The organism is Roseateles chitinivorans (assembly GCF_050632235.1).
Taxonomy (GTDB): domain Bacteria; phylum Pseudomonadota; class Gammaproteobacteria; order Burkholderiales; family Burkholderiaceae_C; genus Roseateles; species Roseateles chitinivorans_A.
In genome coordinates, this window is record NZ_CP192584.1 from 2,353,315 (window position 1) to 2,375,933 (window position 22,619).

At 69.1% G+C, this 22,619-nt stretch carries 21 protein-coding genes and 2 tRNA genes; 13 read left to right on the forward strand and 10 right to left on the reverse strand.

What is annotated here, in order from left to right; all coding sequences use genetic code 11:
- Nucleotides 1–20 precede the first annotated feature (20 nt).
- Both ACQ859_RS10595 and rraA read left to right on the forward strand, forming a co-directional pair.
- Entirely contained in the window at nt 21–251 is a 231-nt protein-coding gene (locus tag ACQ859_RS10595) for an RNA-binding S4 domain-containing protein (protein ID WP_421036040.1), read from the forward strand.
- A gap of 4 nt (nt 252–255) precedes the next feature.
- Nucleotides 256–792 carry a ribonuclease E activity regulator RraA gene (gene rraA / locus ACQ859_RS10600; protein ID WP_431265738.1) on the forward strand — a complete coding sequence of 179 codons (537 nt, stop codon included), beginning with the start codon at nt 256–258 and terminating at the stop codon, nt 790–792.
- Between the two features lie 33 nt (nt 793–825).
- On the opposite strand, the gene ACQ859_RS10605 is transcribed toward rraA, so the two are convergent.
- The 6 genes from ACQ859_RS10605 to ACQ859_RS10630 all read right to left on the reverse strand — a co-directional run bounded on the left by ACQ859_RS10605 (nt 826) and on the right by ACQ859_RS10630 (nt 9,442).
- On the reverse strand, nt 826–2,574 hold the full coding sequence (locus tag ACQ859_RS10605; protein WP_431265739.1) for a putative bifunctional diguanylate cyclase/phosphodiesterase: 1,749 nt from the start codon (nt 2,572–2,574) through the stop codon (nt 826–828).
- 159 nt (nt 2,575–2,733) lie between these two features.
- The gene (gene serB / locus ACQ859_RS10610; protein ID WP_431265740.1) at nt 2,734–3,456 is read right to left on the reverse strand and encodes a phosphoserine phosphatase SerB; all 723 of its coding nucleotides are present in this window, start codon (nt 3,454–3,456) and stop codon (nt 2,734–2,736) included.
- A 133-nt stretch (nt 3,457–3,589) separates the two neighbouring features.
- Nucleotides 3,590–4,171 (reverse strand): PIN domain-containing protein, encoded by a 582-nt coding sequence (locus tag ACQ859_RS10615; RefSeq protein ID WP_431265741.1) that lies wholly within the window; start codon nt 4,169–4,171, stop codon nt 3,590–3,592.
- A complete protein-coding gene (locus ACQ859_RS10620) occupies nt 4,158–4,577 on the reverse strand; it encodes a hypothetical protein (protein WP_431265742.1) in 420 nt (139 codons plus the stop codon). Before ACQ859_RS10620 ends, ACQ859_RS10615 begins: the two co-directional genes overlap by 14 nt.
- A gap of 183 nt (nt 4,578–4,760) precedes the next feature.
- Nucleotides 4,761–8,228, reverse strand: coding sequence for a transcription-repair coupling factor (mfd, locus tag ACQ859_RS10625; RefSeq protein ID WP_431265743.1), 3,468 nt, complete (start codon nt 8,226–8,228; stop codon nt 4,761–4,763).
- A 155-nt stretch (nt 8,229–8,383) separates the two neighbouring features.
- Complete coding sequence (locus ACQ859_RS10630) at nt 8,384–9,442, reverse strand: RNA methyltransferase (RefSeq protein WP_431265744.1); 1,059 nt, start codon at nt 9,440–9,442, stop codon at nt 8,384–8,386.
- A 282-nt stretch (nt 9,443–9,724) separates the two neighbouring features.
- On the opposite strand from ACQ859_RS10630, the gene ACQ859_RS10635 reads away from it, so the two are divergent.
- From ACQ859_RS10635 to ispF, 4 genes are all read left to right on the forward strand, one after another.
- A complete protein-coding gene (locus ACQ859_RS10635; RefSeq protein ID WP_431263498.1) occupies nt 9,725–10,687 on the forward strand; it encodes an IS110 family transposase in 963 nt (320 codons plus the stop codon).
- A gap of 84 nt (nt 10,688–10,771) precedes the next feature.
- Nucleotides 10,772–11,521: a 2-C-methyl-D-erythritol 4-phosphate cytidylyltransferase gene (gene ispD / locus ACQ859_RS10640; protein WP_431265745.1), complete on the forward strand. Its 750-nt coding sequence runs from the start codon at nt 10,772–10,774 to the stop codon at nt 11,519–11,521.
- Nucleotides 11,518–12,273 carry a type I methionyl aminopeptidase gene (gene map / locus ACQ859_RS10645; RefSeq protein ID WP_431265746.1) on the forward strand — a complete coding sequence of 252 codons (756 nt, stop codon included), beginning with the start codon at nt 11,518–11,520 and terminating at the stop codon, nt 12,271–12,273. Before ispD ends, map begins: the two co-directional genes overlap by 4 nt.
- Before the next feature lie 92 nt (nt 12,274–12,365).
- Entirely contained in the window at nt 12,366–12,857 is a 492-nt protein-coding gene (gene ispF, locus ACQ859_RS10650; protein ID WP_431265747.1) for a 2-C-methyl-D-erythritol 2,4-cyclodiphosphate synthase, read from the forward strand.
- Between the two features lie 65 nt (nt 12,858–12,922).
- Here ispF and ACQ859_RS10655 read toward each other — a convergent pair whose 3' ends face one another.
- Together ACQ859_RS10655 and ompR are read right to left on the reverse strand one after the other, a co-directional pair.
- Nucleotides 12,923–14,248 (reverse strand): ATP-binding protein, encoded by a 1,326-nt coding sequence (locus ACQ859_RS10655; protein WP_067269270.1) that lies wholly within the window; start codon nt 14,246–14,248, stop codon nt 12,923–12,925.
- A gap of 4 nt (nt 14,249–14,252) precedes the next feature.
- Complete coding sequence (gene ompR / locus ACQ859_RS10660; protein ID WP_431258583.1) at nt 14,253–14,981, reverse strand: osmolarity response regulator transcription factor OmpR; 729 nt, start codon at nt 14,979–14,981, stop codon at nt 14,253–14,255.
- Between the two features lie 237 nt (nt 14,982–15,218).
- Here ompR and ACQ859_RS10665 point away from each other — a divergent pair, with 237 nt between their 5' ends.
- Both ACQ859_RS10665 and ACQ859_RS10670 read left to right on the forward strand, forming a co-directional pair.
- Nucleotides 15,219–15,545: an SIMPL domain-containing protein gene (locus ACQ859_RS10665; RefSeq protein WP_431265748.1), complete on the forward strand. Its 327-nt coding sequence runs from the start codon at nt 15,219–15,221 to the stop codon at nt 15,543–15,545.
- Nucleotides 15,542–15,958: an SIMPL domain-containing protein gene (locus ACQ859_RS10670; protein ID WP_431265749.1), complete on the forward strand. Its 417-nt coding sequence runs from the start codon at nt 15,542–15,544 to the stop codon at nt 15,956–15,958. The genes ACQ859_RS10665 and ACQ859_RS10670 overlap by 4 nt, the downstream gene beginning before the upstream one ends.
- Nucleotides 15,959–15,961: 3 nt before the next feature.
- Here the strand turns inward: ACQ859_RS10670 and ACQ859_RS10675 are convergent, their stop codons facing one another.
- Entirely contained in the window at nt 15,962–16,732 is a 771-nt protein-coding gene (locus ACQ859_RS10675; RefSeq protein WP_431265750.1) for a 3-hydroxybutyrate dehydrogenase, read from the reverse strand.
- 48 nt (nt 16,733–16,780) lie between these two features.
- On the opposite strand from ACQ859_RS10675, the gene ACQ859_RS10680 reads away from it, so the two are divergent.
- From ACQ859_RS10680 to ACQ859_RS10700, 5 genes are all read left to right on the forward strand, one after another.
- Nucleotides 16,781–17,647 carry an alpha/beta fold hydrolase gene (locus ACQ859_RS10680; protein WP_431265751.1) on the forward strand — a complete coding sequence of 289 codons (867 nt, stop codon included), beginning with the start codon at nt 16,781–16,783 and terminating at the stop codon, nt 17,645–17,647.
- 45 nt (nt 17,648–17,692) lie between these two features.
- The gene (locus ACQ859_RS10685) at nt 17,693–19,966 is read left to right on the forward strand and encodes a RelA/SpoT family protein (protein WP_431265752.1); all 2,274 of its coding nucleotides are present in this window, start codon (nt 17,693–17,695) and stop codon (nt 19,964–19,966) included.
- Between the two features lie 117 nt (nt 19,967–20,083).
- Nucleotides 20,084–20,160 (forward strand) — tRNA-Val (locus ACQ859_RS10690).
- 104 nt (nt 20,161–20,264) lie between these two features.
- Nucleotides 20,265–20,341 (forward strand) — tRNA-Val (locus ACQ859_RS10695).
- Between the two features lie 257 nt (nt 20,342–20,598).
- Nucleotides 20,599–21,753 carry a diguanylate cyclase domain-containing protein gene (locus ACQ859_RS10700; RefSeq protein WP_431265753.1) on the forward strand — a complete coding sequence of 385 codons (1,155 nt, stop codon included), beginning with the start codon at nt 20,599–20,601 and terminating at the stop codon, nt 21,751–21,753.
- 101 nt (nt 21,754–21,854) lie between these two features.
- On the opposite strand, the gene ACQ859_RS10705 is transcribed toward ACQ859_RS10700, so the two are convergent.
- On the reverse strand, nt 21,855–22,382 hold the full coding sequence (locus tag ACQ859_RS10705; RefSeq protein WP_431265754.1) for a Csu type fimbrial protein: 528 nt from the start codon (nt 22,380–22,382) through the stop codon (nt 21,855–21,857).
- Nucleotides 22,383–22,619: the final 237 nt, after the last annotated feature.

Here is a 22,619-nt window from a genome sequence, read left to right on the forward strand (position 1 = left end):
CTCTGACGGAGAATCGACCCATGTCTGAACCTATTCCTTTCGCCCTGCGCGGCGAATACATCGAACTCGACAAGCTGCTCAAGGCCACCTCGCTGGCCAGCAGCGGTGGCGAGGCCCGGCACTTCATCTCCGAGGGCCAGGTGCGCGTCGACGGTCAGGTCGATCTGCGCAAGACCGCCAAGATCCGCGCCGGCCAGGTGGTCGAGTTCAACGGCGAACGCATCGAGATCCTGAACGACCCGGAGGAATGACCCGATGACCAGTCCCAGTGCCTCGACCCGCGCCGCGATCCGTTTCTCGACCTGCGACCTCTGCGATTCGCTGAAGGCGGACACCAGCGGCGACACGCGCTGGCTGCCGGGCAGCCGGTATCGCAGCTACGGTGGCCATCCGCGCTTCGCCGGCCCGGTGGCGACGGTGCGATGCCTGGACGACAACTCGCAGGTCAAGGCGGCCGTGGAGAGCTTTGGCGCGGGACGTGTGCTGGTCGTGGACGGCGGCGGCTCGCTGCGGCGATCGCTGCTGGGCGGCAACCTCGCGGTCAGCGCGGCGAAGAACGGCTGGGCCGGCGTGCTGGTCCACGGCGCGGTGCGCGACCTCGAGGAACTGCGCGCGGCCACCGTCGGCATCTTCGCGCTGGGGCATGTGCCGATGCCGACCGAGCGTTGCGAGCAAGGCCTGTCGGACCAGCCCGTCCAGATCGACGGCGTCTGGATCCGGCCGGGCGACTGGCTCTATGCCGACGAGGACGGCGTCGTCATCACGCCGGCGGCGGTGCACGCGGCGGGCTGACCGGGCTCACCGCCGGGGGCGACGCGGGCCGGGTCAGGCCCCGGGCGCCGCGGCCCGCGCGGCGATCCATCCGGACAGCGCCTCGGCCGCCATCGGCCGACCGAACAGCCAGCCTTGCGCCGCGTCGCAGCCCATGGCGACGAGGATGTCGCGCTGTCCCTCGGTCTCCACGCCTTCCGCGACCACCGTCAGCCCGAGCGAGCGCCCGATCCCGATCACCGCGCTCGACAGCGCACGGTCGTCGGCGTCCTGCTCCAGATCCCGCACGAAGCTCTTGTCCAGTTTCAGCTCGGTCACCGGCAGCCGTTTCAGGTAGCTCAGGCTCGAGTAGCCGGTGCCGAAGTCGTCCACCGACACGCCGACCCCCATCTCGTGGAGCTGTTGCAGCTGTTCGCGTGGACGGCTGGTGTCGTCGAGCATCAGGCGCTCGGTGACCTCCAGCGTCAGATCGCTGGCTGCGAGGCCGTGCTTCGCGAGCAGGGCCCGCGCATGCGCGGCGACGTCGTCCTGGTGGAAGCGTTGCGGTGAGACGTTGACCGACATCCCCGGCACCGCGATGCCCTCGGCCCGCCAGCGTGCCAGCTGCGCGCAGGCGTGCGCCAGCACCCAGGCGTCCAGCGCATTGATCAGGCCGCTTTCCTCGGCGACCGGAATGAAGCGGTCCGGCGGCACCCAGCCGCGTGCGGCGTCGTGCCAGCGCAGCAGCGCCTCGACGCCCACCAGCGCGCGGTCGGTCAGGCGGACCTTGGGCTGGAAGTGCAGTTGCAGCAGCTGGTTGGACAAGGCGTGACGCAGCGCGGCCTCGATGTCGAGCCGCTCGTCCAGCGCCTGGTTCATCGCATGCAGGAAGAAGCGCGCGCAGTCGCGGCCGGCGCGTTTGGCCTCGTACATCGCGATGTCGGCGTTCTTCAGCAACTGGTCGAGGTCGAGGCCATCGCGCGGATAGGCGCAGACGCCGATGCTGGCCGTCATCTGCACGCGGGCGTGGCTGTCGTCGAGCGGGATCGGTGCCTCGAGCGCGGCGCGCAGCTTGGCCGCGACATGCATCGCGTCCTCGGCGGAGCAGCCCGGCAGCAGCACGACGAATTCGTCGCCGCCCAGCCGCGCCAGCGTGTCGCTGTCGCGCAGCGTGCCCAGCAGCCGCGCGGAGATGTGCTTCAGCACCTGGTCGCCGACCGCGTGGCCGAGCGAGTCGTTGACGGTCTTGAAGCGGTCGATGTCGAGCAGCAGCAGCGCGGCCGGCGCCTCGGTGCGCGAGGATTGCATCAGGGTCTGCCGGGCCCGGTCGGCCAGCAGGGTGCGGTTGGGCAGGCCGGTGACGCCGTCGAAGTAGGCCAGGCGCTCGATCTCGCGCTGGTGGCGGTCGTGCATGAACGCGATCTGGCACAGCTGCGTGCAGGCCTGGACCATGCGGCGGTGGAAGGGGGCGGCGGCGCGCGGTTCGCGGTAGTACAGCGCGAAGGTGGCGACGACCTGCTCGGTGCCCAGCAGGATGGGCGTCGACCAGCAGGCGGCCAGTCCATGCGACCGCGCGAGTTCGCGGAAGTCCGTCCAGAGCGGGTCGTTCTCGATGTCGGTCACCTCGACCGGCTGCCGGCGCCAGGCGGCGGTGCCGCAGGAGCCGGCCCGCGGGCCGATCGAGAAGCCCTCCAGCGCACCGCTGAAGGAGGTCGGCAGGCTGGGCGCGGCCAGCGGGTGCACCCGGCCGTCCTCGTCGACCGTCAGCACGGAGCAGATCACCTCCGGCGCCAGGGTCTCGACGGCCCGGCACAGCAGGTCCATCACCGCCGCCAGCGGGCGCCGAGCGCGACGGCTTCCAGCACGTCGCGCTGCAGGTGGTCGATGTCGGCCTGCTCGTCGGATCTTGTCGCGTGCTGTTCTCGCATCGCTGCTCCCTGTATCCCGGAAGCATCGCAGGCCCGACGCCTGCCGGCAAGGGCCTCAGCGGAGGACGTCGAGCAGCCGGTCCAGTCCGCCGTCGTTGATGGCGACCATCGCCTGCTCGCGAACCTTCGGCTTGGCGTGGTACGCGACGGAGAGGCCGGCGGCGCCCATCATCGGCAGGTCGTTCGCGCCGTCGCCGACGGCGATGCACTGCGCGGGCGTGGCGCCGACCAACCCGGCGCAGGCCAGCATCATGCGGCGCTTCTCCTCGCCGTCGCAGATGTCGCCCCAGTCCTGCATCACCAGGGCCCCGGTCAGACGGCCGTCGACGATCTCCAGCTCGTTGCTGCGGACGAAGTCCATGCCGAGCTCGGCGGCGACGAAGCGGGTGAAATAGGTGAAGCCGCCGGAGACCAGCACGAGCTTCAGCCCGGCGGCCTTGAGTGCCGCGCAGAGTTCGCGCGCGCCGGGATTGAAGGTGAGCCGTTCGCGCAGCACCTGCGCCAGCGCATCCTCGCCGACCCCCTTCAGCAGCGCGAGGCGGCGGCGCAGGCTGTCCTTGAAGTCGGTGATCTCGCCGCGCATGGCGGCCTCGGTGATCGCGGCGACCTCGGCCTTGCGGCCGGCGGCGGCGGCGATCTCGTCGATGCACTCGATCGAGATCAGCGTCGAGTCCATGTCGAAGGCGGCGAGCTTGAAGTCGCGCAGCGCCAGCGGCGGCGTGAAGCCCTGCAGGACGAGCGGGGAGAGCGAGGCCGGGGAGGTCGACGAGGAGGTCATGCAGGAGGGACTGGCAGGAGGGACTGGGCTGGGTATTGAATGCGGATGATCCCCGCCGAAGACCACTTCGATCAGTCTCGGCAATCAGTCGGCGGGGACGGTCGGGAGCTTAGCGCACTCGCCCAGGCACGCCTCAGCGCGCATGAGAGGAGGCGTAACCGACGGCCGGTGAACGAGACATCCAGACCGCTGAAGCCGGAGCCGGGGCTGAGCGCGTCGCGCCCCAACGCGATGCGTATGCCGCGATCGGCTCGGCGACTCCGAGCGTCGGGCGCTTGCCAGCTTCTTCCGGCGCCAGCCAGTTCTCCAGCTTGAGCCCTTCTACGCGCTCGAAGCCCCGATCATTGCTGATCAGGGTCGCGCCCAGCGCCATGGCGTGCGCGGCGATGGCGACGTCGAACTGCTGGAGCGGTTCGCCACAGCGCTCGAGCCGCGCCAGGATGCAGGCATAGAGATCAGAGAACCACAGATCCGGCCTCAGATATTCGACATGGACGCCACGCATCAGTTCGTGCAATTGCCGCTCCTTGCGCGGAGAAGGGTTCTTCTCAAGACCGGCGAAGATCTCCGCCTGGACGATCACGCTGATGGCGATCCGCCCCCGCAGCGCGTCGAAGCGCTCTTGGCAGCAAAGGCGGCGCGCCTTCTCCGGCGGCTCCATCAGGCAGCTCACGATGTTGGTGTCGAGCATGTACAGCGGTTCAGCAAGCGGCATGATGCGTCTCCCAGGCTTCGTAGCGCGCGCGGCGAATGAGATCCTCTTCAGGACCGTCCCCCCAATCGTCGAGGCCACCCACTCGGCCTCGCACCGGCTTGCCGTAGTTTTCCGGCAGATAGGGGCAGGTCTCGCAACCCTCGCGGGCATGCACCATGACGCGCTGGTACCGCTTGCTCTCGCAGAGCGTGCGGATCAAGGGGTCCGGATCATTGACGCGGTCGTCCGGCGGCAGGTGCGGGCATGCGAGGCAGGTCCGCGCGTACTCGCGCCCCCGGTACTTGCCCGCGATCTCGGCGTCGCGCGCGGCCTCCCAGGCGTCGTCTTCCGCTTGTTCCCGGGCAAGACGGGCCGCCGTCGATTCGATGGGTTGGCCCGTCGTTGAGAGGGGCAGGTGTTGATGCATCGGCATCTCCAGAAGTTGAGAAGCCGTCAGTCTAGGAAGTGGTTCCTCCGCCGTCATTGACTCGAACTGGTGGACGTGCCGGACGTCTTCCAGCAATTCAAGTGAGGGTCAACCACTTCTCCGGATCGCCATTGAAAACGGCGGCCTGAGCCGCCGTTTCACCCCTGCAAGGCGGGCCTCGGCTCAGGCCTGCGCCACCGGCGCGCCGAGCAGCCGCAGCACCTCGCGCACCGCCTGCGCGCGGTCCTTCGGATCGGTGAGCGCCTTGTCGATGCGCAGCTTCTCGTTGCCCACCAGCTTGATGTTGCGGTTCTTCTGCACCAGCTCGATGACCCGCATCGGATCGATCGGCGGATTGGGCCGGAAGTTGATGTTGATGACGCTGGGCGCGGCGTCGATCTTCAGCACGCCGTAGGGCTTGGCCAGCACGCGCAGGCGGTGCGTGTCGAACAGCGTCTGCCCCTGCGCCGGCAGCTTGCCGAAACGGTCGGTGACCTCCTCGAGCATCGCGTCGATCTGCTCGGCGCGGTCCGCCGTCGCCAGCCGCTTGTACAGCGACAGCCGCTGGTGCACGTCGCCGCAGTAGGCGTCGGGGAGCAGCGCGGGCGCGTGCAGGTTGATCTCGGTGGTCGCCGACAAGGGGCTGAGCAGGTCCGGCTCGCGGCCGGCCTTGAGCGAGCGCACCGCCTCCGACAGCATCTCGTTGTAGAGCTGGAAACCGACCTCCATCATGTTGCCGCTCTGGTGCTCGCCGAGCACCTCGCCGGCGCCGCGGATCTCCAGGTCGTGCATCGCGAGGTAGAAGCCCGAGCCGAGCTCCTCCATCGCCTGGATCGCCTCCAGCCGCTGCGCCGCCTGCTTGGTCAGACCCTCGACGTCCGGCACCATCAGGTAGGCATAGGCCTGGTGGTGCGAACGCCCGACGCGCCCGCGCAGCTGGTGCAGCTGCGCCAGGCCGAACTTGTCGGCGCGGCTGATGACGATGGTGTTGGCGCTGGGCACGTCGATGCCGGTCTCGATGATGGTCGAGCACAGCAGCACGTTGTGCTTGCCGCCGACGAACTCGCGCATCACGCGCTCCAGCTCGCGCTCGGGCATCTGGCCGTGGGCGACGACGATGCGCGCCTCCGGCAGCAGTTCCTCGAGCTTCATGCGCCGGTTCTCGATGGTCTCGACCTCGTTGTGCAGGAAGTAGACCTGGCCCCCGCGCTTGAGTTCGCGCAGGATGGCCTCTCGGATGGTGCCGCTGGTCTCGCTGCGCACGAAGGTCTTGATCGCCAGGCGCCGCTGCGGCGCGGTGGCGATGACGCTCAGGTCGCGCAGCCCCTCCAGCGCCATGCCCAGCGTGCGCGGGATCGGCGTGGCGGTCAGCGTCAGCACGTCGACCTCGGCGCGCATGGCCTTCATCGCCTCCTTGTGGCGCACGCCGAAGCGGTGCTCCTCGTCGATCACCAGCAGCCCCAGGCGCTTGAACTTGACGTCCGCCGACAGCAGCTTGTGCGTGCCGATGACGATGTCGATCGAGCCGTCGGCCAGGCCTTCCATCGCCGCCTTGATCTCCTTGGCGGAGCGGAAGCGGCTCATCTCGGCGACCTTGACCGGCCAGCGGCCGAAGCGGTCGGCGATGTTCTGGTAATGCTGCTCGGCCAGCAGCGTGGTCGGCGCCAGCAGCGCGACCTGCTTGCCGCCCATCACCGCGACGAAGGCGGCGCGCAGCGCCACCTCGGTCTTGCCGAAGCCGACGTCGCCGCAGACCAGCCGGTCCATCGGCTTGGGGCTGATCATGTCCTGGATGACGGCGTGGATCGCGGCGCGCTGGTCGGGCGTCTCCTCGAAGCCGAAGCTCGCGGCGAAGGCCTCGTAGTCGTGCGGCGAGTAGCGGAAGGCGTGGCCCTCGCGCGCGGCGCGGCGGGCGTAGAGGTTGAGCAGTTCGGCGGCGGTGTCGCGGACCTGCTCGGCGGCCTTGCGCTTGGCCTTGTCCCACTGGCCCGAGCCCAGGCGGTGCAGCGGCGCTTCCTCGGCGCTGACGCCGGTGTAGCGGCTGATCAGGTGCAGCTGCGCGACGGGCACGTAGAGCGTGGCCTTGTCGGCGTACTCGAGGTGGAGGAACTCGCTCGGACCGTCGCCCAGGTCGATGTTGATCAGGCCCAGGTAGCGGCCGATGCCGTGGTTGGTATGCACCACCGGATCGCCGACCTTGAGCTCGGACAGGTCCTTGATCAGCGCGTTGACGTCGCTGACCTGCTCCTGCTTGCGGCGCCGGCGCGTGGTGGGCGTGGTCGCGAAGAGCTCGGTCTCGGTGAACAGCTGGATCTGGCGGCCCTCGTCGGGTTCGAACCAGAAGAAGCCCGCGGCCAACGGCGCGGCGGTGATCGCGAAGCGCTCGTCCTTGTTGGCCTCGAATTCGGCGAGGTCCTTCACCGACGGCGGATCGATCTTGTTGTCGCGCAGCAGTTCGAGCAGGCTTTCGCGGCGGCCTTCGCTCTCGGCGAGCAGCAGCACGCGGAAGTCGGTGGACTTCAGGTGCGCGGCCAGGCGCGCGAGCGGCTCCTGCGCCCCGCGCTCGACGCTGACGTCGGGCAGCGGACGCGCGTAGTCGACGGCCTCATGACCGCGCACGGCCAGCACGGCGTGGCGGTGCGTCGCGGTGAAGAACTCCTCGGGCCTCAGGAAGATCTCCTCGGGCGCGAGGATGGGCCGGTCCGGGTCGTGCTGCAGGAAGCGGTGGCGCTCGCGGGTGTCGGTCCAGTAACGCTGCAGCGCCTCGTCGACCTCGCCGTGCAGGACGAGGCCCGCCTCGGCGGGCACGTAATCGAACACGCTGGCGACCTCGTCGAAGAACAGCGGCAGGTAGTACTCGATGCCGCCGGTGGCCAGGCCCGTGTCGATGTCCTTGTAGATGCGCGACTTGGTCGGGTCGCCGTCCATCTTCTCGCGCCAGCGGGCGCGGAAGGCCTTGCGCGAGGCCTCGTCCATCGGGAACTCGCGCCCGGGCAGCAGGCGCACTTCCGGCACCGGGTACAGCGAGCGCTGCGAGTCCGGATCGAAGACGCGGATCGAGTCCACCTCGTCGCCGAACAGGTCGACGCGGTAGGGCACCAGCGAGCCCATCGGGTAGAGGTCGATCAGGCCGCCGCGCACGGCGTACTCGCCGGGCGAGACGACCTGGCTGACGTGCTGGTAGCCGCCCAGGGTCAGCTGCTGCTTCAGGCCGGCCTCGTCCAGACGCTGCTTCTGGCGGAAGTTGAAGGTGGTCGCGGCGAGGAAGGACGGCGGCGCCAGCCGCGTCAGCGCGGTCGTCGCGGGCAGCAGGACGACGTCGAGGTCGCGCTCGGCGACCGGCTTGCCGTTGGCCTGCAGCAGCCGCCACAGCGTGGCCAGCCGCTCGGAGATCAGGTCCTGGTGCGGGCTGAAGCTGTCATAGGGCAGGGTCTCCCAGTCGGGGAAGACGGCCACGCGCAGTTCAGGCGCGAAGAACTTGAGCTCGTCCTCCAGGCGCTGCGTGTCGCCGGGTTCGGCGGTGACGACCAGCGTCAGGCGGCCGGCCGCCAGCTGCTGCCGCGCGAAGCGGGCGAGCAGCAGCGCGTCGGCGGAGCCGGTGGGGCGGGGCAGGGTGAAGCGTTTGCCGGGGGAGATCGTGGACAGCTGCATGGCGCACAAATGAGGACGGCCCCGGAAAGGGGCCCGCCGGAATTGTAGGGAGGCCGCCGCGACACGGCGTGACAGGAGCGACAAGAGCAGTCGGCGTACCCGGCGCGCGGGTCGTGTGAGCCGCGGCGGCGGCGCGCTCCGGCGCCGACGCAGGCTCAGCCCGCCGAGGCGATGGGAATCGACCGGCGGGCCTCGCGCATCGATACCGGCTCCGCGTCGAGGCTGCGCGCCCGCAACTGCCCGCAGCCGCCGTCGACGTCCTGCCCGGCGGAATCGCGCAGTTTCGTCAGCACGCCGCGCTGGTGCAGCCGCCGGGCGATGTCGCGCGCCTTGTCCCAGTCCGGCCGCGCGTACGGCAGTTCGGGCACGCTGTTGTACGGGATCATGTTCAGTACGCCGTACTTGCCCTTGAGCAGTTCGACGATGCCGGCGAGTTCGTCCTCGCCGTCGTTGACCCCGTCGATCAGCGTCCACTGGTACTGGATCGGATACCCGGTCTCGCGGGCGTAGCGCTCGCCCGCCTCGACGAGTTCGCGCGGCGTCAGGCGCGGCGCGCGTGGCAGCAACTCGCGGCGCAGTTCCGGTTTGGTCGTGTGCAGCGACAGCGCCAGCGCCGGCTTCACCGGTCCCGCGGCCAGGCGCTCGAAGGCGCGCGGGTCTCCGACCGTCGAGAACACCAGGTGCTTGTGGCCGATGTTGCCTTCGAGCCCCAGCAGCTCGATGGCCTCCATGACCGCCTCCAGGTTGTGCGAGGGCTCGCCCATGCCCATGAACACGACTTTCTTGACCGAGCGCTCGCGCCGCGCCAGCGCCACCTGCGCGACGATCTCGGCGCTGGTGACCTGCCGCAGCAGGCCGTCCTTGCCGGTCATGCAGAAGCGGCAGCCCACCGCGCAGCCGACCTGGCTGGACACGCACAGGCCGTCGCGCGGCAGCAGCACGCTCTCGACGGTCTGGCCGTCCTTGAGCCTCAGGAGCAGCCGCGCCGAGCCGTCCTCGCCCGGATGCCGCTCGACGAGCGTGGCCAGGCCGTGCAGTTCGTCCATCAGCGCCGGCAGCGCCTCGCGCACGGCCTGCGGCAGGTAGTGCTCGAGCTTGCGCCGCCCCTCGGTCAGCGGTCGGGCCTGGACCCAGTGGCGCAGCACGCGCCCGGCGTGCGCCTCGTTGGCGCCGAGTGCGCTCAGGCGGCGGTGGATGTCGGCGATGGCGAACACGGCATGCGGAGCAGGGGAGGGCAGGTGACGGGATTTTCGCCGATCGGATCGGCGTGCCCGCGGCGTGCGGCACTTCCACCGCCGCTGGCCCTCACCCCCGCCCTTGTATGTAGCAAAGTACGCCCAGGCCGCCACAGGCCGACCAGCCCAGGGTAGGCGCTTCGGCGCCATGCCGAGGGAGAGCGAGGGTCGTGGCGGCCGACCTCGGTTCGTCATGAACAGACAGCCCGAACGGTTGTGAGGTCCATTGAGGCCGTATCGAACACAAGGAAGGGCGCTGGCATGAGCGAAGAGATCTTCATCGGTGTTGACGTTTGCAAGGCGTGGCTGGACCTGGCTCAGGTACCCGCTGCGCCTGCCGACAAGTCTGGCGCGTTGTCGCCGCGAGTGGACAACGACGAGTCTGGACGAGCAGCGCTGGTATCGCAGCTCAAGAAGCTGGGGCCCACGCTGGTGGTGATGGAGGCCACCGGTGGCTTCGAGGCGGCGCTGGCGAGTGAGCTGTGCGCGGCTGGAATCGCCGTGGCGGTGGTCAATCCCAAGAAGGTGCGCGACTTCGCCCGCGCGACCGGTGTCCTTGCCAAGACGGACCGGCTGGACGCTCAGGTGTTGGCCAGGTTCGCACAGGCCATTCGTCCTCAGGTGTATGCGCTACCGGGCGAGACGCAGCAGGAGATCATCGAGCTGGTGGATCGGCGAGCGCAGCTGGTGACCATGCGGGCGCAGGAGAAGAACCGCTTGTCCACGGTCAAGCACGTGGCACGCACGAGCGTGCGGCAACACATCGAGTGGCTGGATAAGCGGATCAAGGAGATCGACAAGGATCTGGACGGTCGCTTGAAGGACTCGACGATCTACCAGCCCAAGTACGAACTGTTGGACAGCGTGCCGGGTGTCGGTCGAGTCACGGTCACGATGCTGCTGGGGCGCCTGCCCGAACTGGGCACCTTGGACCGCAAGCGCCTGACGGCGTTGGTGGGCCTGGCGCCGTTTGCCGATGACAGCGGCAAGCGGCGCGGCCAGCGCTACATCCAGGGCGGACGAGCGGACATCCGCACGGCGATGTACATGGCTGCACTCACGGCCAAGCGATGCAACGGGCCCATCAAGGCGTTGTACGAACGTCTGCGCCTGGCGGGCAAGCCCTTCAAGGTGGCGATGACCGCATGCATGCGCAAGCTGCTGATCATCCTCAACGCCATCCTCAAAACCGGCCAACCCTGGAGAAACGCCGAAGCCGCTTGACACGGTTGCTCTCCCGCGATGCGGGAGAGGGAGTTCATGCCGGCATCGGCGCGCTTCTGCGAGGCGCTCCCTACAATCGACCCCATGAGTTCCTTTCCGATCGGTCTTGCGCCGCGCTGCTTCGCGCTGGTGCCGGCCGCGGGCGTCGGCAGCCGTTCCGGCGCCGACCGCCCCAAGCAGTACGTCCCGCTCGCCGGCCGCGCCATGATCGCGCACACGCTGGCGGCGCTGGACGCCGTCCCGCGCATCGAGGCCACGCTGGTCGTGCTCTCGCCCGACGACGACCAGTTCGAATCCGCCGTCCCCGGCTTTGAAGGCGAACGCGGCTGGATCGCGCGCACCGGCGGCGCGACGCGCGCCGACACGGTCGCCGCCGGCTTGCAGGACTTGCGGGAACGGGGCGCCCAGCCGCAGGATTGGGTGCTGGTCCACGACGCCGCCCGCTGCCTGCTCCGCCCGGAATGGGTCGAGGCGCTGATCGAGGCCTGCGACGATGACGAGGTCGGCGGCCTGCTCGCGCTGCCCGTGGCGGACACGCTCAAGGACGCGGTGGCCGCGAGTCCGGGCACCGACCCCGGCGCGACGCCGTCCCTGCGCGTCGGCGCCACCGTCGACCGGCGCGGCAAGTGGGCCGCGCAGACGCCGCAGATGTTCCGCCTCGGCCTGCTGATGCCCGCGCTCGCCGGGCCGCTGGACGGCATCACCGACGAGGCGAGCGCGATCGAGGCCCTCGGGCACGCGCCGCGCCTGGTCGAGGCCTCCATGGAAAATTTCAAGGTCACCTATCCCGCCGACTTCGCGTTGGCCGAACGCCTGCTGAGGAGCCGCGCATGACTGTCGAATCCGATGACGATATCCAGGGCCTGAAGGCCGCCGGCGAGGCCGTCGCCACGGTGCTGCGCCGCATGCTGGACGCGATCCGGCCGGGCATGACCACGCTGGAGCTCGACCAGATGGGCGAACGCTGGCTGACCGAGTTCGGCGCGAAGTCCGCGCCGCGGGTGATGTACAACTTCCCCGGCGCCACCTGCATCTCGATCAACGAGCAGGCCGCGCACGGCATCCCCGGCGACCGTGTGATCCAGAAGGGCGACGTCGTCAACGTCGACGTGTCGGCCGAGTTGAACGGCTACTTCGGCGACACCGGCGGCACGCGCATCGTCCCGCCGACGACGCCGACCAAGACGCAGCTGGTCTTCGCCGCGCAGTACGCGCTGGAACAGGCGATGAAGGAAGTGAAGTCCGGCGCGCGGCTCAACCGCATCGGCCATGCGATCGAGCGCGTCGCCAAGGGGCACAAGTTCAAGATCATCGAGAACCTCTGCAGCCACGGCGTCGGCCGCTCGCTGCACGAGGAGCCCAAGAGCATCCCCGGCTACTACGACGCCAACGACACCCGCGTGCTCACCGAGGGCATGGTCATCACCATCGAGCCCTTCCTGTCGACCAAGAGCCGCTGGGTCGACGAGGAGGCCGACGGCTGGACCCTCTCCGGCGTCAAGGGAAACCTGTCCGCACAGTTCGAGCACACGATGATCGTCACCCGCAACGGGCCGCTCGTGGTCACGAACGCGCTGCCGAATTGACCCCTTGTCCGCCGGGCCACCACCCGCCCGCTTCAAGCCCTGGACGCGTCACTCGACTCGTCACTCAACGCGTCACTCAACGCGACATCCTCATGGTTCTGAATTTCCGCATCGGCGAGGGGTGGGACACCCACCAGCTCGTCACCGGCCGCCCGCTGATCCTGGGCGGCATCACGGTGCCGCACACGCACGGCCTGCTGGGCCACTCGGACGCCGACGCGCTGGCGCATGCGATCACCGACGCGCTGCTCGGGGCGGCTGCGCTGGGCGACATCGGCAAGCTGTTCCCCGACACCGCCGCCGAGTTCAAGGGCGCCGATTCGATGGTGCTGCTCGCCGAGGCCTACCGGCGCGTGAAGGACCTGGGATGGGTGATCGGCAACCTCGACAGCACGATCATTGCGCAGCAGCCCAAGATGGCGCCGCACATTCCGCTGATGCGCCAGCGCCTGGCGGAAGTGCTGGGCATCGACGCCGGCCAGATCAACGTGAAGGCGAAGACGGCCGAGAAGATGGGGCCGGTCGGCGAGCTGAAGGCGATCGAGGCGCGGGCCGTCTGCTTGCTGGTGCGCTCCTCCGACTGAACCGCTCGGTCGAACTCCCTCTCCCGCTTGCGGGAGAGGGAGCAAGAAAGGCCGGCTGACTGCGGTCAGACGCTCGCGCGCTTGAGCCGCAACTGCGCAACGAAGCCGCTGTCGTCGGCATTGGCCAGCCGCAGCTGCGCGCCCAGGCGCTGCACCGACTTCTCGACGATCGCCAGGCCCAGGCCCGCGCCCGTGGCCGCCGTGCGCGCCGTGTCGCCGCGGTAGAACGGCGTCGTCAGCTTCGCGAGCTTGTCCGGCGGCACGCCCGGTCCGTGGTCGCGCACCGTCAGCAGCACCCAGGCGCTGTCGGCCTCGGCGGTGACTTCCACGCGTGTCGGCTCGTCGCCGTGATGGCCGTAGCGGCGCGCGTTCTCGAACAGGTTCAGCAGGATGCGGCCCAGCTCGGTCGGGTCGGTCCAGATGCGCAGCGCCGCGGAGAGCCGCACGCTGATCTGGATCTGCTGCGGGTCGCGGAACCCCTGCGCCTCGCGCTCCACCAGCTCGCGCAGGTTGAGCGCCTGCAGCTGCAGCTCGCTGGGCCGCGCGTAGTCCATGAATTTGTTGATGATCGCGTCGAGCTGGTCGATGTCCTGCGCGATGTAGGTCCGCGCCTGCTCGTCGTTGACGCTCATCTCGGCTTCCAGCCGCAGCCGCGCCAGCGGCGTGCGCAGGTCGTGGGAGATGCCCGCGAGCATCACGCTGCGGTCTTCTTCCATCTTGGCCAGCTCGCGCGCCATCCGGTTGAAGCCCATGTTGACCTCGCGGATCTCGCTGGTCAGGGTGCTTTCGTCCAGGCGCGAGTCGTACTCGCCCTCGCGGATGCGGCTCGCGGCGATGGACAGCTCGCGCAGCGGCTGGTTGATCAGGCGCGCGATGGCCGCGGCGCCCAGCAGCGACGCGCCCAGCGCGATCGCGATCCACCACCAGTTGCCGGAGATGTTGGCCTGCAGCGGCGCCGCATTCGTCTGAAGCCAGAACTGGTCCGGACCGACGTCGAATCTCACCCACAGCCCGGGCACGCCGTTCAGGCCGCTGGCCAGCACCGTCTGCGGGCCGAGCCGCGAGACCAGTTCCTTGCGCAGCCGCTGGGCGAAGGGCGAGTTCTCGTAGGGCAGCCAGCGGTCGGTCGCTTCGGCGACCTCCACGGACACGGCCTCGCTGCGCGCCAGCGACTTCACCACTGCCACGCGGTTGATCGCATCGGTGCTGGTCAGCGCCACGCGCGACAGGTTCACCAGGCCGGCGAGCTGCTGCGCCGCCTCCAGGGCCTTGGGTTCGGCCTCCAGGGCCTTGAAGGTCTGCTGCCACGCCAGCACGCCGGCCGCCAGCAGCAGGGCCAGCAGCGCGAACGTGCGCCAGAACAGGTTCAGCGCCAGACGCGGGGGAGCCACGGGATCAGGCCGCCTCGTCCGGAACGAACACGTAGCCCACGCCCCACACCGTCTGGATGAAGCGCGGCTGCGCCGGATCCTCTTCCAGCAGCTTGCGCAGGCGCGAGACCTGCACGTCCAGGCTGCGGTCGAACGGCTCGAACTCGCGGCCGCGGGCCAGCATCGCCAGCTTGTCGCGCGACAGCGGCTGGCGCGGGTGGCGCACCAGGGCCTTGAGCATCGAGAACTCGCCGGTGGTCAGCGGCACGGGCTCGCCGTTCTTGGCCAGGCGGCGCAGCGCCAGGTCGAACTCGAACGGGCCGAACTGGACCGTCATCGGTTCCTTGGACGGCGCGCCCGGGGCTTCCGGCGGCGGACGGCGGCGCAGCACCGCGTTGATGCGGGCCAGCAGTTCACGCGGGTTGAAGGGCTTGGCCAGGTAGTCGTCGGCGCCGACTTCCAGGCCGACGATCCGGTCCACTTCCTCGACCTTGGCGGTCAGCATGATGATGGGCGTGCTGTCGCCGGCGGCGCGCAGCCGGCGGCAGATCGACAGGCCGTCCTCGCCGGGCAGCATCAGGTCCAGGACGATCAGGTCCACGGTTTCGCGCGTCAGCTGCTTGTTCAGCGCCTTGCTGTCCTCGGCGAGCAGGACTTCGAAGCCCTCCTGGGCGAGATAGCGGCGCAGGAGGTCGCGGATGCGGGCGTCGTCGTCCACGACCAGGACGCGGTTGGGGCGGGTTGTGGATTGCATGGCGGCCACTCCGAAATTTGTAACAGCGGGACTGTAAGGGCAGTTTTTCGGCCTGCTTGCGGGATGCATCAGTCCTTACTGAATAGTTACATCTTTTGTAACAAGCCGGTCCATTCCCCCTGATGAGGTCGATGAATGACTCAAAAAGGCGGATGAACGGCAGGCGGATCCGGTCAACCGTGACGCTTTCCTCACACGTTATGCTGGTTCCCACCAGGACTCTCCGTAGGAACCCGAATGATCCGAAGCTCCAAGATCCTCGCCCGCACCCTGATCGCCGCCGGCGCGGTGGCGGTCCTGCCTGCGATGGCGCAGGCCCAGGCCGCGCGGACCGACGTGCTCTCGCTGTCCGCCTCGGCCACGACCGAGGTGGCCCGCGACCTGCTGCAGCTGCGTTTCTCCACCACCCGCGAGGGCAAGGAGGCTGCCGCCGTCCAGAACGAACTGAAGCAGGCGCTGGATGCCGCGCTGGCCGAGGCGCGCAAGGTCGCCAAGCCGGGGCAGGTCGACCTGCAGGCCGGCAACCTGTCGGTCTACCCGCGCTACGGCCAACCGAAGGGGTGAGTTCAAGCGCCGCGCCGCAGATCACCGGCTGGCAAGGCAGCGTCGAGCTGCTGGTGCAGGGCCGCGACATCGAGGCCATCTCCAAGCTGAGCGGCCGCATCAGCTCGCTGGCCATCGCCAACGTGAGCTACGGCCTGTCGCGCGAGGCGCGTGAGAAGGCCGAGGACGACGTGGTCGGCCAGGCCATCGCCAGCTACAAGGCCAAGGCCGCCGTGTATGCGAAGCAGTTCGGCTACTCCGGCTACCGGATCGGCGAGGTCAGCGTGAACGCCGACCAGCCGGTGGCCATGATGGCGGCGCCCATGGCCCGCATGAAGGTCATGAGCGCCTCCGCCGACGAGGCCCTGCCGACCGAGTCCGGCAAGGCCACCGTCACGGTGAACGTCAACGGCAATGTGCTGATGACGAAGTGACCCTCACTGCGCGGTCCAGCCCCCGTCCATCGCCCAGGCCTGGCCGCGCACGTTGACCGCGGCGTCCGAGCACAGGAACACGGTCAGCGCGCCGAGTTCCTCGGGCGTCGTGAACTGCAGCGAAGGCTGCTTCTCGGCCAGCAGCTGACGCTTGGCCTCGGCGGGGTCGAGGCCCTCCTTGGCCGAGCGGTCGTCGATCTGCTTCTGCACCAGCGGGGTCAGCACCCAGCCCGGGCAGATCGCGTTGACGGTGACGGGGAGCAGGGCGGTTTCCAGCGCCGCCGACTTCGTCAAACCGACCAGGCCGTGCTTGGCCGCGACGTAGGCCGACTTGCCCGCCGACGCCACCAGCCCGTGCGTGGACGCGATGTTCACGACGCGACCCCAGCTCTTCTTCTTCATGCCGGGCAGCGCCAGGCGCATCGTGTGGAAGGCGGAGCTGAGGTTGATCGCGATGATCGCGTCCCACTTCTCCGGCGGGAACTCGTCGACATTGGCCACGTGCTGGATGCCGGCGTTGTTCACCAGGATGTCGCAGCCGCCGAATTCCTGGTCGATGTAGGCCATCATCGCCTCGATCTCGGCGGGCTTGCTCATGTCGGCGCCGTGGTAGCCCACCTTCACGCCGAGCGCCTCCACCTGTCCCTTCGGACCCGCGTGGTCGCCGAAGCCGTTGAGCACGATGTTCGCGCCCTCCCTGGCCAGGGTCAGGGCAATCCCCAATCCGATGCCGCTCGTGGAGCCGGTGACCAGCGCCGTCTTGCCTTTCAACATGCCGCGTCCTCTTCAGGGTTGTTAGGATGGGTACAAAGGATACGAGCGATGTCTGAACCCTTGTTGAAAAAAGTCCAGGCGCTGAGCCCTTGCGGCCTTCACCAGGTCGCGTATTGGGAGTGGGGGCGGTCCGACAATCCTCAGGTGCTGGTCTGCGTGCACGGGCTGTCGCGGCAGGGCCGCGACTTCGACGTGATCGCGCGGCGTCTGAGCGACCGCTTCCGGGTGATCTGCCCGGACGTCGTCGGGCGCGGGGAGTCGGAATGGCTGGGCGATCCGCGCAACTATCAGCTGCCGCAATATGTCTCGGACATGGTCACGCTGCTGGCCCGCCTGGGCGTGGGTCAGGTGGACTGGCTGGGTACCTCGATGGGCGGGCTGATCGGCCTGGCGCTGGCGGCGATGCCGGCCAGCCCGGTCAAGCGCCTGATCCTCAACGATGTGGGACCGACGATCGAGTTCGTCGCGCTGCAGCGCATCGCGAGCTATCTGGGCCGCGCGCCGCAGTTCGAGAACTGCCAGCAGGGCGCGGATTACCTGCGCGGCATCTCGCAGAGCTTCGGGCCGCACACGGACGACCAGTGGCTGGCGTTGTCGCGGGCGATGTTCAAGCCGGACGGCGACCGCTGCCGGCTGCATTACGACCCGCGCATCGGACAAGGTCTGGCCGGATTGACGCCCGAACTGGCGAAGGCCGGCGAGGCGCAGCTCTGGGCGGCCTACGATGCGGTGCGTTGCCCGACGCTGCTGCTGCGCGGCGGCGACTCGGACCTGCTGACGCGCACGACCGCCGAATTGATGACGCAGCGCGGCCCGCGCGCCGAGCTGCACGAGTTCCCCGGAGTCGGCCATGCGCCGACGCTGGTGCATGACGAACAGATCCGCGTGGTGGAGCAGTTCCTGGCCCGCGGATGACGTCCCGGCGGCCTTCGCGCCCCCGACGACACGGATGAACGACGAATGAAGACGGAATTGGGGCTGCGGCAGGACCAGGCGGCGCCCATCGTGGCCCTGCTGGACGGGGACCTGCCTCACCGCTTGCCGGCGGCGCAGCCGCGCGCTGAAGAAGCGGTCGATCCGGTGCGACGCGCCCGTGCGTTCGCGGAACCGCTGCTGGCCGATCACCTGCTGGGCACCGGCGAGCCGGCGCTCGACCACGCGGACGGCGTGGCGGCGATCCTGGCGGGCGTCGGCGCGGCGCCGTCCATGCAGGCGGCCTCCTACCTGGTGTACGCCGGCGACTACCTGAACAAGCCGGAAGAGATCGTCGCCAAGGCCTTCGGCGAGAGCGACGCGAGCCTGGTCGCGCACACGCGGCGGCTGGTGCAGATCCAGCGAGCGGCCCGCGAGGCGCGCGTCGAGGAACAGCGCCGGCAGGAGCAGACCGAGCTCGTGCGCAAGATGCTGCTGGCGTTCTCGCGCGACCTGCGCGTGGTGCTGCTGCGGCTGGCGTCGCGGCTGCAGTCGCTGCGCTGGTTCGCCGCGAGCAAGACGCCGTGCCCGCGCGAGCTGGCGGCGGAGTCGCTGCAGGTCTTCGCGCCGCTGGCCAACCGGCTCGGCATCTGGCAGATCAAGTGGGAGCTGGAGGACCTCGCCTTCCGTTTCCTGGAACCGGAGAACTACCACCAGCTCGCCAAGGGCCTGCACGAGAAGCGCGTCGAGCGCGAGCAGTCGGTGGAGTCGGTGCGGGCCGCGCTCGAGCGCGAACTGCAGGGCCATGGCATCGAGGCGCAGGTGCAGGGGCGGCCCAAGCACCTCTACAGCATCTGGAAGAAGATGCGCGGCAAGGGGCTGACGCTGGAGCGCGTCTTCGACCTGCGCGCGCTTCGCGTCGTCGTGCCGGAGGTGGCGGACTGCTACGCAGTGCTCGCGCAGCTGCACGAGCGCTACCGGCCGGTGGACGGCGAGTTCGACGACTACATCGCGCGTCCCAAGCCCAATGGCTACCAGTCGCTGCACACGGTGGTGATCGCCGCGGACGGCCGCCCGATGGAAGTGCAGATCCGCACGCGCGAGATGCACGAGCATGCCGAGCACGGCGTCGCGGCGCACTGGGCCTACAAGGAAGCGGGCACGAAGGGTTATGCCGGCGTGAGCGCGGCGGGCGAGTTCGAGGAACAGGTCGCGCAGGCCCGCAAGGCGGTGCTGCGGCAACTGCTCGCCTGGGAGCGCGACTACGTCGCCGAGACCGATGCCAGCTTCGACGACCGCATCTACGTGTTCACGCCGCAGGCCAACGTGGTCGAGCTGTGCGCCGGGGCGACGGCGGTGGACTTCGCTTATGCGGTGCACACCGACCTCGGCCACCGCTGCCGCGGCGCGAAGGTCGACGGCCAGATGGTGCCGCTGAACACGCCGCTGCAGAGCGGCCAGACGGTGGAGATCGTCGCGCTGAAGGAAGGCGGTCCGTCGCTGGACTGGCTGAACGCGGAGCTCGGCTACCTGCAGAGCCAGCGCAGCAGGGCGAAGGTGCGGGCGTGGTTCAACGCGCAGGTGCAGACGCACACGATCTCGAAGGGCCGCGAGCTCGTCGAGAAGCTGCTGCAGCGCGAAGGCAAGACGGCGATCAAGCTCGACGACCTGGCGGGGCGGCTCGGCTTCAAGAGCGCGGAGGCGCTGTTCGAGGTCGTCGGCAAGGACGAATACTCGCTGCGCAACATCGAGACGCTGCTGCGTCCGCCGGTGCCGGAGGCGGACGAGGAAGAGCTGCTCGTCCAGCGGCACACGAAGGGCGCGGTCGGGGAAGGGCGCACGCCCAAGGGCGGCGTGCTGGTGGTGGGGGTAGACTCGCTGCTGACGAGTCTCGCGCGTTGCTGCCGGCCGGCGCCGCCGGATCCGATCACCGGCTACGTGACCCGCGGCAAGGGCGTGGCGATCCATCGCTGCGACTGCGCCAACCTGCGCCAGATGGCGCAGTCGGCGCCGGAGCGCGTGATCGCCGTCGCGTGGGGCGAGCCCGCGCCGGACCGGGCGGGCAAGGGCGCGATGTACCCGGTGGACCTGGTCGTCGAAGCCACTGACCGGCCCGGGCTGCTGCGCGACGTGCTGGAGCTGTTCGCGAAGGACAAGCTCAACGTGATCTCGGTGAACCAGCAGAGCGGCAAGGGCAAGCCCTTGCGCAACGACCTGTCGCGGATGAACTTCACCGTCGAGGTGAGCGATGCGCAGCGCCTGCAGCAGACGCTGGTGGCGCTGTCCCAGGTCTCGGGCATCCGCAGCGCGCGGCGTCGCTGACGTCTTCTCAGGGTCTGCCGCTCGCGGTCTTGTCGAGGACGCCGTGCGACTGCTGTTCTTTTTGCCGCAGCTTCCTGGACGGGCCTGAAAATCCGGCTTATACTGCGAGGCTTCTCCAGGCGCGTAGCTCAGTTGGTTAGAGCACCACCTTGACATGGTGGGGGTCGTTGGTTCGAATCCAATCGCGCCTACCAGATTTGGTAGGCAGTCCTCAGGGACAACCTCAGACGGATCGCCCGCTTCAACGGGCGATTTGTTTTACGGACCGGCGGGTTAACCACCGTCGGCCGAGTTTTTCAGGCGCGTAGCTCAGTTGGTTAGAGCACCACCTTGACATGGTGGGGGTCGTTGGTTCGAATCCAATCGCGCCTACCAGAATTGGTAGAAGGTCCTCCGGGACTCGAGACCTCAGCAAACGCCCGCCGCAAGCGGGCGTTCTGCTTTGTGCGCCCGCCGCGAGCGGGCGTTTCGCTTGGTGGCTTCGGTCTTTCCTGCCGTCGCAGGGCATGGGCCTGCTGCCGGCCTGCGGCTTGTGCGATGGCCGTGATGATCGGCGAAGGCCCTGCTTTTCCGCCCTGCGGCGTTCCGGTCCCGGCGCTAGGATGCGCCGATCCTGGTACTCGCACACGTTCTTGGCGACCGTCTCCAACCCCTTGCTCCGGCGCATCGCGCGCGTCCTGCAGCTGTCCCAGGCGGTCGCCCTGGTTCTGGTGCTGGGCGCCGCCGGCGTCCTGGTCGACAGTGCACGCCGCTACGGCGATGCCAACGACTGGGTCGCCCACACCCATGAAGTGCTCGATCAACTGAACCAGCTCCGATCGAGCCTGCTGCGGGGCGGCGTCGCGCTGCGCAACTACGCGCTGGTGCCGCAGCCCGAAGCCCTGCAGCGGCTGCGCGGCGGCGCGGGCGATGCACGTCGGGCCGCCGAGAAGCTGGATTCGCTGGTGCAGGACAACCGTGCGCAATCGGCGCTGGCGATGGAGGTGGGCTCCGAGACGCTCGAGATCACAGGCTGGTACCTGTCTTCCGCGGTGATTGCGGAGCGCGACGGTCCCGACGCCTTGCGTCACGGCCTGGACGCGCGCATCGCCAACGATTCCGCCAAGCGGCTGCGGCAATTGCTCGACACCATGGAGAGCGCCGAGCGCGCCCTGCTCGCCGAGCGCCAGGAGCAGCAGTCGCGCGGGCTGTTGTCGGTCAAGCGCTCGGCCTTGGCGCTCGCGGCGCTGTTCATCGCCTTCACGCTCGGGATGATCGTCTACGCGAGCCGACTGGTCCGCGCAAGCGACCGCGACATGACCCAGCTGGCCACGTCGGCCGACACGGATCTGCTCACCGGCCTGGCCAACCGCCGCGCGCTGGAACGTCGGGCGCAGGAGCTTGCCGGCCTGCCGATCAGCGTCATCGTCTTCGACCTCGACGACTTCAAGCCGGTCAATGACCGCTACGGCCATGCGGCAGGCGACGCCGTGCTGCGCGCCGTGGGCCAGCGGCTGCGGGCGCAATGCCGGGACGGCGACGTCCCCGCGCGGGTGGGGGGCGACGAGTTCGTGCTGCTGCTCTCCGGTGCGCCGGACGAATTCCGGCTGGCCCAGATCCGGCAGCGCCTGCTGCAGGCCTTGACGGAACCCATCGCGATCGACGGCGGCATGGTCAGCGTGGGGGCGTCCATCGGCTACGCCGTCGGCGACGGCCTGACCCGCTACGAGCGTCTGCTCGAAGCCGCGGACGACATGTCCTACGAAGAGAAGAAAAGAAGAAAGCTCCGGACGCCCTTGCGGGCGTGAACGGAGCTTCCGGGGGACGCGGGTCCTGGGGTTCGAGCGGGGGCGGTGTCGAACCGGGCCCCATGTCCGGATCGGGATCGGGATGCCGATCCCGACCTTGATCAGTAGGTGATCGTGACGGTCACGGTGTCGGTGTACGAACCGGGCACCACGCCGGCCAGCGACGGCACGCGGCCGTAGACGCTGATCGACTGGGCGGAGCCGCTGCCGGTGCCGCTCTTGGTGCTGGAGCTGGCGGTGCCGTCGCCAAAGACGGTCGTGCGGCCCGAATCCATGTACAGCTGGTAACCCAGGGTGTTGGCGCCGCTCTTCATCGTGCGGGACGTGAAGTTGGACGCGCCGCCCGCGTTCGCGCCGGCGTTCAGGGACACCGCGTAGGGCGTCGTGTTGGAGCAGGTGATCGTCAGCGTGGACGAGGCGTCCAGCGGCACACCGGCGGCCAGGGGGTCGATCGCGCTGCCGAAGTTCAGCGCCGAACCGGACACCGTGCAGGAGCTGGTGATCGTCGCGGTCACCTGGAAGGTGTTCTGCGCGGTGGTGGCGTTGACTGCCGTGGCGGCGGAAACCGCCAGGCCCAGGCCGATGGCGACGTGCTTGAACTTGCTGGCTTGCTTCGAGATCGTGTTCATGTTGGCCCCCTGTTTGCGATGAATGAATCTTCGTTCTCACGCCTCGTTACCAACAGAAGCCGATAGCGGTACCAGGGGTCGGGCGGGACCCGCACGGTCTTGTAGGGAAAGTGCCGACGGTTGTGGGGGAGCACCGGCCCGCAGACTTCGATTTGCCAAGCGTGGGCACTCCACGACGCAGGAGGCCTCGCGTCCGCGAACCTCCCGCATCATTCCGGCCCCACCACCGCTCGCTGC

What these genes read in the sequence shown, in the direction of transcription:
- ACQ859_RS10705 (WP_431265754.1), bottom strand. Translation starts at nt 22,382, where the DNA reads ATGAACACGATCTCGAAGCAAGCCAGCAAGTTCAAGCACGTCGCCATC.
- mfd (WP_431265743.1), bottom strand. Translation starts at nt 8,228, where the DNA reads ATGCAGCTGTCCACGATCTCCCCCGGCAAACGCTTCACCCTGCCCCGC.
- ACQ859_RS10665 (WP_431265748.1), top strand. Translation starts at nt 15,219, where the DNA reads ATGATCCGAAGCTCCAAGATCCTCGCCCGCACCCTGATCGCCGCCGGC.
- ACQ859_RS10680 (WP_431265751.1), top strand. Translation starts at nt 16,781, where the DNA reads ATGTCTGAACCCTTGTTGAAAAAAGTCCAGGCGCTGAGCCCTTGCGGC.
- ACQ859_RS10595 (WP_421036040.1), top strand. Translation starts at nt 21, where the DNA reads ATGTCTGAACCTATTCCTTTCGCCCTGCGCGGCGAATACATCGAACTC.
- ACQ859_RS10635 (WP_431263498.1), top strand. Translation starts at nt 9,725, where the DNA reads ATGAGCGAAGAGATCTTCATCGGTGTTGACGTTTGCAAGGCGTGGCTG.
- serB (WP_431265740.1), bottom strand. Translation starts at nt 3,456, where the DNA reads ATGACCTCCTCGTCGACCTCCCCGGCCTCGCTCTCCCCGCTCGTCCTG.
- ACQ859_RS10620 (WP_431265742.1), bottom strand. Translation starts at nt 4,577, where the DNA reads ATGCATCAACACCTGCCCCTCTCAACGACGGGCCAACCCATCGAATCG.
- ACQ859_RS10675 (WP_431265750.1), bottom strand. Translation starts at nt 16,732, where the DNA reads ATGTTGAAAGGCAAGACGGCGCTGGTCACCGGCTCCACGAGCGGCATC.
- ACQ859_RS10615 (WP_431265741.1), bottom strand. Translation starts at nt 4,171, where the DNA reads ATGCCGCTTGCTGAACCGCTGTACATGCTCGACACCAACATCGTGAGC.
- rraA (WP_431265738.1), top strand. Translation starts at nt 256, where the DNA reads ATGACCAGTCCCAGTGCCTCGACCCGCGCCGCGATCCGTTTCTCGACC.
- ACQ859_RS10685 (WP_431265752.1), top strand. Translation starts at nt 17,693, where the DNA reads ATGAAGACGGAATTGGGGCTGCGGCAGGACCAGGCGGCGCCCATCGTG.
- ispD (WP_431265745.1), top strand. Translation starts at nt 10,772, where the DNA reads ATGAGTTCCTTTCCGATCGGTCTTGCGCCGCGCTGCTTCGCGCTGGTG.
- ispF (WP_431265747.1), top strand. Translation starts at nt 12,366, where the DNA reads ATGGTTCTGAATTTCCGCATCGGCGAGGGGTGGGACACCCACCAGCTC.
- ACQ859_RS10605 (WP_431265739.1), bottom strand. Translation starts at nt 2,574, where the DNA reads ATGGACCTGCTGTGCCGGGCCGTCGAGACCCTGGCGCCGGAGGTGATC.
- ompR (WP_431258583.1), bottom strand. Translation starts at nt 14,981, where the DNA reads ATGCAATCCACAACCCGCCCCAACCGCGTCCTGGTCGTGGACGACGAC.
- map (WP_431265746.1), top strand. Translation starts at nt 11,518, where the DNA reads ATGACTGTCGAATCCGATGACGATATCCAGGGCCTGAAGGCCGCCGGC.